At 57.0% G+C, this 9,324-nt stretch carries 9 protein-coding genes; 4 read left to right on the top strand and 5 right to left on the bottom strand.

The features are described from left to right. Positions 1-89 precede the first annotated feature (89 nt). The 4 genes from dnaT (at position 90) to opgB (ending at position 4,478) form a co-directional block, all read left to right on the top strand. Positions 90-629, top strand: coding sequence for a primosomal protein DnaT (dnaT, locus tag ABLX76_RS17175; protein ID WP_032454787.1), 540 nt, complete (start codon positions 90-92; stop codon positions 627-629). Positions 630-631: 2 nt separating this feature from the next. Beyond that, positions 632-1,369, top strand: a complete 738-nt coding sequence (gene dnaC, locus ABLX76_RS17170; protein WP_025999144.1) for a DNA replication protein DnaC — start codon at positions 632-634, stop codon at positions 1,367-1,369. Positions 1,370-1,434: 65 nt separating this feature from the next. Continuing rightward, positions 1,435-1,929 carry a DUF2501 domain-containing protein gene (locus tag ABLX76_RS17165; RefSeq protein WP_023291874.1) on the top strand — a complete coding sequence of 165 codons (495 nt, stop codon included), beginning with the start codon at positions 1,435-1,437 and terminating at the stop codon, positions 1,927-1,929. A 257-nt stretch (positions 1,930-2,186) separates the two neighbouring features. Further along, the gene (opgB, locus tag ABLX76_RS17160; RefSeq protein ID WP_023291873.1) at positions 2,187-4,478 is read left to right on the top strand and encodes a phosphatidylglycerol--membrane-oligosaccharide glycerophosphotransferase; all 2,292 of its coding nucleotides are present in this window, start codon (positions 2,187-2,189) and stop codon (positions 4,476-4,478) included. Positions 4,479-4,532: 54 nt separating this feature from the next. Here opgB and ABLX76_RS17155 read toward each other — a convergent pair whose 3' ends face one another. The 5 genes from ABLX76_RS17155 to ABLX76_RS17135 form a co-directional block, all read right to left on the bottom strand. Beyond that, on the bottom strand, positions 4,533-5,477 hold the full coding sequence (locus ABLX76_RS17155) for an Rpn family recombination-promoting nuclease/putative transposase (RefSeq protein ID WP_348874959.1): 945 nt from the start codon (positions 5,475-5,477) through the stop codon (positions 4,533-4,535). A 133-nt stretch (positions 5,478-5,610) separates the two neighbouring features. Then, positions 5,611-6,621, bottom strand: coding sequence for an SIS domain-containing protein (locus ABLX76_RS17150; RefSeq protein WP_348874958.1), 1,011 nt, complete (start codon positions 6,619-6,621; stop codon positions 5,611-5,613). 17 nt (positions 6,622-6,638) lie between these two features. Then, the gene (locus ABLX76_RS17145; RefSeq protein ID WP_289553093.1) at positions 6,639-7,700 is read right to left on the bottom strand and encodes an SIS domain-containing protein; all 1,062 of its coding nucleotides are present in this window, start codon (positions 7,698-7,700) and stop codon (positions 6,639-6,641) included. Between the two features lie 12 nt (positions 7,701-7,712). Continuing rightward, positions 7,713-8,564, bottom strand: coding sequence for a PTS system mannose/fructose/sorbose family transporter subunit IID (locus ABLX76_RS17140; RefSeq protein WP_023291869.1), 852 nt, complete (start codon positions 8,562-8,564; stop codon positions 7,713-7,715). Further along, positions 8,542-9,321, bottom strand: a complete 780-nt coding sequence (locus ABLX76_RS17135) for a PTS mannose/fructose/sorbose/N-acetylgalactosamine transporter subunit IIC (protein WP_023291868.1) — start codon at positions 9,319-9,321, stop codon at positions 8,542-8,544. Before ABLX76_RS17135 ends, ABLX76_RS17140 begins: the two co-directional genes overlap by 23 nt. Positions 9,322-9,324 lie beyond the last annotated feature (3 nt).

Raw genomic sequence — 9,324 nt, 5'->3', positions numbered from 1 at the left:
CCCCCCCCCCAACGCTCCTTCCGCGACGGGCTCTGTGCTACTATGTGCAGATCACCCCACTCTTTGCAGTTCAGAGTTGAGATAGAGTTATGTCTTCGCGAATTTTAACCTCCCATTTTAGCGGCCTGGAAGAGTTCCTCCAGCAGCACGCGGCGCTGCTGGCGAAATCGACTGACGGCACCGTCGCCGTTTTTGCCAACAACGCCCCGGCGTTCTATGCGCTGACCCCAGCCCGGCTGGCGCAGCTGCTGGAGCTGGAAGCCAGGCTGGCGCGCCCCGGCAGCGACATCGCGCTTGACCCGCAGTTTTTCGACGAGCCCGCCGCGGCGCCGGTTGCGGTGCCGATGGGCAAATTTGCCATGTATGCGGCCTGGCAGCCGGACGCCGACTTTCAGCGTCTGGCCGCGCTGTGGGGCATCGCGCTGAGCCAGCCGGTCACCCCGGAAGAGCTGGCCGCTTTCGTCGCTTACTGGCAGGCGGAAGGTAAAGTGTTTCACCACGTGCAGTGGCAGCAGAAACTGGCTCGCAGCGTGCAAATCAGCCGCGCCAGCAACGGCGGGCAGCCGAAGCGCGATGTGAACAGCGTTAGCGAACCCGACAGTCATATTCCGCGAGGTTTCCGAGGATGAGCATGAAAAACGTTGGCGATCTGATGAAGCGCCTGCAGAAAATGATGCCGGCTCATATCGAACCGGCGTTTAAAACCGGCGAAGAGCTGCTGGCCTGGCAAAAAGAGCAAGGCAAGCTGCGTTCCGAAGCGCTGGAGCGGGAGAACCGCGCGATGAAAATGCAGCGCACCTTTAACCGCTCGGGGATCCGCCCCCTTCATCAGAACTGCTCCTTTGATAACTATCGCGTCGAGTGCGAGGGGCAGATGAACGCCCTCGCCCGCGCGCGTCAGTACGTGGAGGAGTTCGATGGCAATATCGCCAGCTTTATCTTCTCCGGCAAACCGGGCACCGGCAAAAACCACCTCGCGGCGGCTATCTGCAACGAACTGCTGCTGCGCGGGAAGTCGGTCTTAATCATCACCGTGGCCGATATTATGTCGGCGATGAAAGATACTTTCGGCAACCGGGAGACGAGCGAAGAGCAGTTACTGAGCGACCTCAGCAAGGTCGATCTTCTGGTCATTGATGAAATTGGTATGCAGACAGAGTCTCGCTATGAAAAGGTCATTATCAATCAGATCGTTGACCGCCGATCTTCATCCAAACGGCCCACCGGTATGCTGACCAACAGTAATATGGAAGAGATGAATAAGCTGCTCGGCGAACGGGTGATGGACCGTATGCGCCTGGGCAACAGCCTGTGGGTTATCTTCAACTGGGAAAGTTACCGGCACCGCGTCACCGGCAAGGAGTATTAAGAGATTTCCGGACGACGACGGCGTTATACTAAAGCGATTCTTCAGTCACGCTTATGAGTCCGTCTATGAAATCGTTAAAAAATGGCTTACTTGCCGCGCTTACCCTCAGCGCATTTACCCTCTCCGGCGCCCACGCCGCCTCCTGGCAGGATTCTCTCAACAGCGCCGCCAGCCAGCTCAGCGGCAGCAGCACCCAGGCCAGCGGCGGCGGAATGTCCATCTCCTCTCTGACCAGCCTGCTCAACGGCAGCAGCCAGTCGCTGACCGCCAGCAGCATGAATAACGCCGCCGGGATCATGTCATATTGCGCCAAACAGAAGCTCGCCTCGGCGACCAGCGCTGATAACGTCAAAAACCAGGTGCTGGATAAGCTGGGGCTTAGCACGCCGGAAAAACAAAAACAGGACACCAGCTATCTTGATGGCCTGCAGGGGCTGCTCAACAGCAATAATGGCCAGCAGCTTGACCTGAATACCCTCGGCAACAGTTCGCTGGCGAAACAGGTGAAAACCAAAGCCTGCGATCTGGTCTTAAAACAGGGCGTTAACTTTCTCTCCTGACGCAGAGGGCCAATGCCGCGTTTGTCGCCTTCGCGACGGCAGCGCGGCCTGAAACGGCTTTTTTCGCCTTTTTCTCCTTGTGCTTCCCCGCCCCGCCCGTTGCGACGCCGATCAAAAAAGGCAACTTCTAAACCAATTCTGAATAACTGCACACTTTCATGACGCTAGAATTGCAGCAAGATGGCGCTGCAATTACAGTGTGGCTTGAAAAGTAATCTGTTCTGCCAGCCGATAACTGGCGTTAATGAGGATGAGCTGTGTCAGAGTTGTTATCCATCGCCTTATTTTTAGCTTCGGTGGTGCTTTATGCCTGGAAAGCGGGTCGTAACACCTGGTGGTTTGCCGCCACGCTCACGGTGTTAGGTCTGTTCGTGGTGCTGAATATCACCCTCTACGCCAGCGACTACTTTACCGGCGACGGCATCAACGACGCGGTACTCTACACTCTGACCAACAGCCTGACCGGCGCCGGGATCGGTAAATACATTCTGCCGGGCGTCGGCGTGGCCGTCGCGCTGGTTGCCGTCTTTGGCGCCCTGGGATGGGTGCTGCGCCGCCGTCGACATCATCCTCATCACGTCGGCTACAGCCTGGCGGCGCTGCTGCTGGCGCTGGCCTCGGTCGACGCCAGCCCGGCCTTCCATCAAATCAGCGAGCTGGTGAAATCGCAGTCGCGGGAAGGAGACCCGGACTTTGCCGCGTACTACAAAGAACCGTCGAAGCGTATCGACAATCCGCAGCTGAATCTGGTCTATATCTATGGCGAAAGCCTTGAGCGCACCTATTTTGATAACGATGCTTTCCCCAACCTCACCCCTGAGCTTGGCAGAATAAAAGATGAGGGCATTGATTTCAGCAATACGATGCAGCTGCCGGGGACCGATTACACCATCGCCGGCATGGTCGCATCACAGTGTGGCATTCCGCTGTTTGCCCCGTTTGAAGGCAACGCTTCGGCCTCGGTTTCCAGCTTCTTTCCGCAGAATATCTGCCTTGGCGATATCCTGAAAAACTCCGGTTACGAAAACTATTTTGTGCAGGGAGCTAACCTGCGCTTTGCCGGCAAAGACGTGTTTCTCAAATCCCACGGCTTCGATCACCTGTTCGGGGCGGAAGAGCTCAAAACCACGGTAGCCGATCCAACCTACCGCAACGACTGGGGCTTCTATGACGACACGGTACTCGACGAGACGTGGAAAAAATTCGAAGAACTGTCGCAGTCCGGAAAACGCTTTTCACTGTTCGCCCTGACGGTGGACACTCACCATCCCGACGGTTTTATCTCGCGTACCTGCGAGCGTAAACGTTATGACGTGGACGGCAAGAAAAACCTCTCCTTCAGCGCCGTTAGCTGCAGCCAGGAACATATCGCCGCGCTGATCGAGAAGATCAAAGCCTCTCCCTATTTCAAAAACACGGTCATCGTGGTCTCTTCCGATCACCTGGCCATGAAGAACAGCGCCTGGGATTACCTCAACAAGCACGATCGCAGCAATTTGTTCTTTGTCCTGCGCGGCGATCGGCCGCAGCAGGAGACCCTGGCGGTGAAACGCAACACCATGGATAACGGCGCGACGGTGCTGGATATTCTCGGTGGCGATAACTATATCGGCCTCGGGCGCAGCAGTCTCTCTGGCCAGTCGCTCTCCGGTATTTTCATGAATATGAAAGAGAAGGTCCTGGCCTGGAAACCCGACGTGATCCGCCTGTGGAACTTCCCGAAAGAGATGAAAAACTTCACCATCGACTCGCAGAAGAACATGATCGCCTTCTCCGGCAGCCATTTCCGTCTGCCGCTGCTGCTCCGGGTGTCGAACCAGCGCGTTGAACCGCTGCCGGAGAGCGAATACTCGGCGCCGCTGCGCTTCCAGCTGGCCGATTTCGCGCCGCGGGATAATTTCGTGTGGGTCGATCGCTGCTATAAAATGGGCCAGCTGTGGTCTCCTGAGCTGGCGCTCTCCACCGACTGGTGCGTCTCGCAGGGACAGCTGGGGGGTGAGCAGAAGGTCCAGCACGTTGATAAGCCACAGTGGCAAGGTAAGACCGCCTTCAGGGACACCCTTATCGATATGGAGCGCTATAAGGGCAACGTCGATACGCTGAAAGTTGTCGACAACGATATTCGCTATAAGGCCGACAGCTTCGTGTTTAACGTTGCCGGCGCGCCGGAAGAGGTGAAACAGTTTAGCGGCATTTCGCGCCCCGAGTCCTGGGGTCGGTGGTCCAATGCCCAGCTGGGCAGCGACGTGAAGATTGAATATAAAGAGCCGCTGCCGGAGAAATTTGATCTGGTGATCACCGCTAAAGCCTACGGTCCCAATGCCAATAAGCCGATCCCGGTGCGGGTTGGTCAAAGTGAGCAAGTGCTTACACTGGTCAATGATGTGACCACCACGACGCTGCATTTCGACAACCCAACGCGCAGCAATACGCTGACCATCACTCCGCCGGACCCGCAATCCACCAACGAGGGCAATATCCTCGGCCACTCCCCGCGTCAGCTGGGGATCGGTATGGTGGAGATCAAAGTGGTGAAAAGCGAAGGTTAAAGCCACCTTGCCCGGCGGTTTTTGGCGCCGGGCAACGGTTTCCGTGGCAGGATGTTAACAATACAGCGGCTTGAGGTCGTCAGCCGACAGTCCGGTAATTTTCTCTACCGTCTCTTTGTCGAGGCCATTCTGTAACATGCTGCCGGCAATGCGCAGCGCCTCACGCCGGCTCCCTTCCTGTAAGCCCTCAAGGCGCCCTTCCAGGCGCCCCTCCTGTCGGCCCTCATGCCGACCTTCCTGCTTAAGCTTTTGCGCGATAGACATCAATGTCTCCTCATACTGTGGCAGACGGCGGGCCAGCCGGCGGAGAAACACGCCCGGCTCGGCCGTGTTACCGTACTGCAGCATATAGTGAAACAGCATTCTCAACTGCCGGGGGTTAGTGTATCCCAGCATCACCACGGCCGCCAACGACTCCGTTATGCCGCTGAGATCGCGCTGGCGAATATGCTTTTGCATCAGCTCCAGCAGGGCGACCCGCCGATGCTGCACGATTTCATCGTCCGGCATGACCGTGACGTCGATCAATGGAAACTGACTGCCGTACAGCCTCTTCGCCAGCTGCGGGTCGGCAAATTCATCCAGCCAGTTGAGGGAAAAAGGATACGGACTGGTTGCGCCATGATAAAAAAGCATCGGCACCACCAGCGGCAGCGTTTTGTGCCCGGCGTCGAGGTGTCGCTGCATCGCGGCAATCGCATAGCGCATTAGACGAAAAGCCATATGATTATCCGGCGAGCTCTGATGCTCTATCACCACGTAAATATATCCCTCCCCGCAGGTGGTTTGCACCGACCACAGCACGTCCGAATACCAGGCGCGTAGATCCTCATCGATAAAGCTCGCCGATTGCAGCCTCAGAGTAGCGAAATCGCACCGCTGGCGGATCGCTTCGGGAAGATAGAGCATGAGAAAATCATTCGCCGTCTCCGGGTGGCGAAGAAATCGTTTAAACACCGCATCATGCGGCGTGGCGGTTATTCGTTTTTTCATGGCCATCCGCTTGCCTGAAAGAGAAGGAAAGCCGGACTCTACCACCGGTTTTTAACCGGTTGGTTTTGACGATGATTTTCTGGGAAGCGCCTCGGAGAATAGCGGAGCGGCCAGTCTGACTGGCCGCCATAGGCAAGATTTAGTAATCAAACTGCCGATAATAACGGCGGATATTCAGGTCGTGGCCGGTATGGTGCTCAAAGTGGGCCGCCAGCCGGTCCACCAGCAGAGTAGACACCACGCACGGCGCCATAATCCAGCGGAACGCATCATCAATGCCGTTCAGCGGATAGTCGCGCGGGTCGATCACCACCAGATGGTCAGTTATCTTTTCGGCAAAGCGTTCGACGCGCTCGTCCAGCGCCCGGCATTTCCCCTCGCCCTTCACCAGAAACAGCGGGACCTCTTTTTCCAGCAGCTCCAGAGTGCCGTGGAAAAATTCAGCCGAGCTTACCGACTTGGTCCGCTTCCACTGCATCTCTTCGAGAATACACATCGAGAACAGGTAGACCTCACCCCACATTTCCGCGCCGCCAATCCACATCATATAGTCGCTGTCATGGTACTGCGCGGCAATGCTGTCCGCCTGGGGATCGAACTGGCGTTTGGCCTGCAGAAGATTTTCCGGCAGCAACTCGAGCTGGCTGGCAAAACGCGCATAATCCGCAAACTCGCCGTGACGATAAATGACACGGAAGAATAACCAGTACAGCAGCATATATTCATATTCCACGCCATTTTTGTGGCACATCGGAATATGCCAGCTGGCGGCGGCAGCCAATGGCGAATCGGCATGACGGGTAATGGCTACCACGCGTATCCCCTGCGCCTTGCACCATTCGGCAATGGCCACCGACTCTTTGGTATCGCCGGATTTGGATAACGTCACCACCACCGCCTCTTTATTTAATTTTTTATGCCCGCGATGAATTAATTCCGCCGCCTGCTCAAGATAAACCGGCACGCTGGTTAATTGTTTGGCAAACTCATTAATTGCCATCATCGGAGCTAAAGAACCGCCTACCGAGGCGAAAAATAACGCGCTGCAGCCGCTGTCATAAATAGCGTCGGCCACGGTTTCCGCCTGTTTACGCGCAGCGATGATCTCGCGAGCACTGGTCAGGTACTCGTCCTGATTAAAACCCAACATAGTTTTCTCCTGAATAATCAGATTTTACTTTTTAATACGCGGTCAAAATCGTCGAAAATACGTATCGCCAGATCGATGCCTTTTAGCCCGGCGGTATGCCAGGCGAGCATCTGCACTGGGACAATCAGCAGCAGCGGCGCCAGGTGATGCTCGCACGGGCAGTTAAGCGCCAGCGTTTGTTCATCTTCTTCGTCCCCCAGCGTTAGCGTAAAGGCCTGGGCAATGGACGGCGCCATATAGTCGCGCAGCGCCCGGGTTCGCGCGTCCGGCGAGTCCTCCATAAACAGCATCACATGGCGGGCATTGGCTTCCAGATAGGGGCCGTGCATATAGGCTTCCAGCTCAAAGCCGCTGGAAGGTACCCGCACCGTCTCGGTAAATTTGGTTTCGAACTCTTTCGCCACGCCAACCAGCGCGCCATAGCCGGTGGCGACAAAGCGCTCGCCGCTCCGCAGCGTTTCGCTATGCCGGTCGATAAAGCGCGAAGTGCGGGCGATGACCTCCGGGATCGCCGCCGCCAGTCGCTGGAATTCGGCAAGATAGTGCTGCTCCTCGGCTTCACTGGCCTTCCCCTGGCTGCGAGCAATCATCAGCGCTATCAGCAGCAGATTGAGCACTGTCGCGCTAAAGCCGCGGGTGACAAACCCTACGCTCTCGATCCCGGTATTGATATCCAGAACGCCATCGCAGGCCCGCCCGGTCGGGCTTTGCGGGTCGGAGGTCAGGGCAAATACCGGCAGTCCTGAGGCCTGTACCTTACGCATCGCCTCCAGCGTCGACGCGCTTTTTCCGCTCTGTGAAATCGCCACCACCAGATCGGTATGCGGGTCGATAGTTTCGTAATGGGTAAAGTTGTACGGCTCTTTAATGTCCACCAGCACGTCAAAGCGTTGTTCAAAGAAATAGCGCGCGCAAAGCGCGGCATTCAGCGACGATCCGGTCGCCAGTAGCAAAATACGCCGCACCGGCTGCTGGCGGGCGAAGGTCTCAATCGCCGCCAGCTTACGCCGGTAGTCGCGCAGGATCTGCGCCAGACAGGCCGGCTCTTCGCTGATATAGGTCATCATTGTTGGTCGCATAGCTCACTCCCGTTAAAACAATCCGATCCACGAACCCAGAATGCCCACCAGCGCCATTCCGCCGATAATAGAGAGCGGTTTAACCTTCCGCCCCAGCAGCCAGTAGACGATACCGAAACTCACCAGCGGCAGCATGCAGGGCAGAATGTCGTTGATGATGTCCTGCACCTGAGTTTTGGCCTCCCCGGCCCCGAAGGAGACAGGGATGGTGATATCGATCATTGAGGCGGTCATCGCCCCGACCACCATCAGGCCGATAATCGATGCCCCGTAGGTCAGGCTCTCCATCATTCCGCTCTTCTGGATCCGCTGCAGCACCCCGGTGCCCAGCACGTATCCCCAGCGGGTAAAGCACCAGCGCACCAGAATGTGCGGCACGTTAAACACCAGCAGAAACAGGATCGGCCCGAGAATATTGCCCTTTAGCGCCAGGCTGGTGCCGATGCCGGTGGCGATCAGGCGCAGCGTTCCCCAGAAGAAGGAGTCTCCCAGCCCGGCCAGCGGACCCATCAGCGAGGCTTTGACGTTATCAATCGCGTTGGCATCCATATTTTTCTGCTGGCTGTTTTTCTCCTCCATCGCCGTCGTGATCCCCAGCAGCAGGGTGACGATATGCGGCGTGGTATTGAAGAACACCAGATGGCGTTTCAGCGCCCCAGCCAGCTCCTCTTTGCGAGGATAGAGCTTCTTCAGCACCGGGATCAGCGCGTAAACAAAGGCGAGATTCATCTGTCGCTCATAGTTCCACGAGAACTCCATCTGGAAGGAGCGCCAGAACACCCGGCGTAAATCACGCGGCGTAATTCGCGCTTCTTCCTGCTCCTGCGGCTGCAGGGTCTCTTCAGAAATCATCTTCGTCGTCATCGCTGACTCCTTGTTCTGTCGTGGTACGAGGTGCGCTCAATGCGGTGACATTAACCATCACCACCGCCACGATGGCGCCGAGAATGGCGATACCGGTCACCGGGATTTTCAAATAGGCCATCAGTACAAAGCCGAGGAAAAAGTACGGCGCCACCTTCTTGTTAATCAGCAACCTGGCGAGCATCGCGAAGCCGAGAGCCGGAATGATCCCGGTGGCCACGCTGAGTCCGTGTTTAATAAATTCCGGGATCGTATCGAGCAGGGATTTCACCGCGTTGCTGCCCACCAGGAATGAGACGGTCACCACCGTGGCAAGCATCAGCGACAGGCCGAATCCGGCAATCAGATGCATCCGCTCAATGCCGCGCGTATCCGCCCGTTCCGCATAGCCGTCCGCTTTCTGGCTGAGCAGCGGAATAAACATCCCCAGATAAACGTTTTTCAGGATCAGGGTCAGGGTGGCGATAGGCAGGCCGAGCAACAGCGCCGTTTCCGTGCCCGCGCCGGAGGTGATGGCGAACGCCACGCCGAGAATACCGCCGGTCACCACGTCGGGCGGGATCGAGGCGCCAACGGAGAACGAACCGATAAACGCCAGCTCCAGCGTCGCGCCCATAATGACGCCGGTCTGCACATCCCCCAGCACCAGACCGGTCAGTAGCCCGGTGACGATAGGCCGGGAAATCAGCGACGTCCCTAAGGCATATTCCGATTGCGCGATAAACGCCACCAGACCCAGTAAGAGAGCCTCTACCATAAT

Source organism: Klebsiella sp. JB_Kp004, assembly GCF_040065795.1.
Classification (GTDB): domain Bacteria; phylum Pseudomonadota; class Gammaproteobacteria; order Enterobacterales; family Enterobacteriaceae; genus Klebsiella; species Klebsiella quasipneumoniae.
This window is presented reverse-complemented; position numbering and strand designations above follow the sequence as displayed.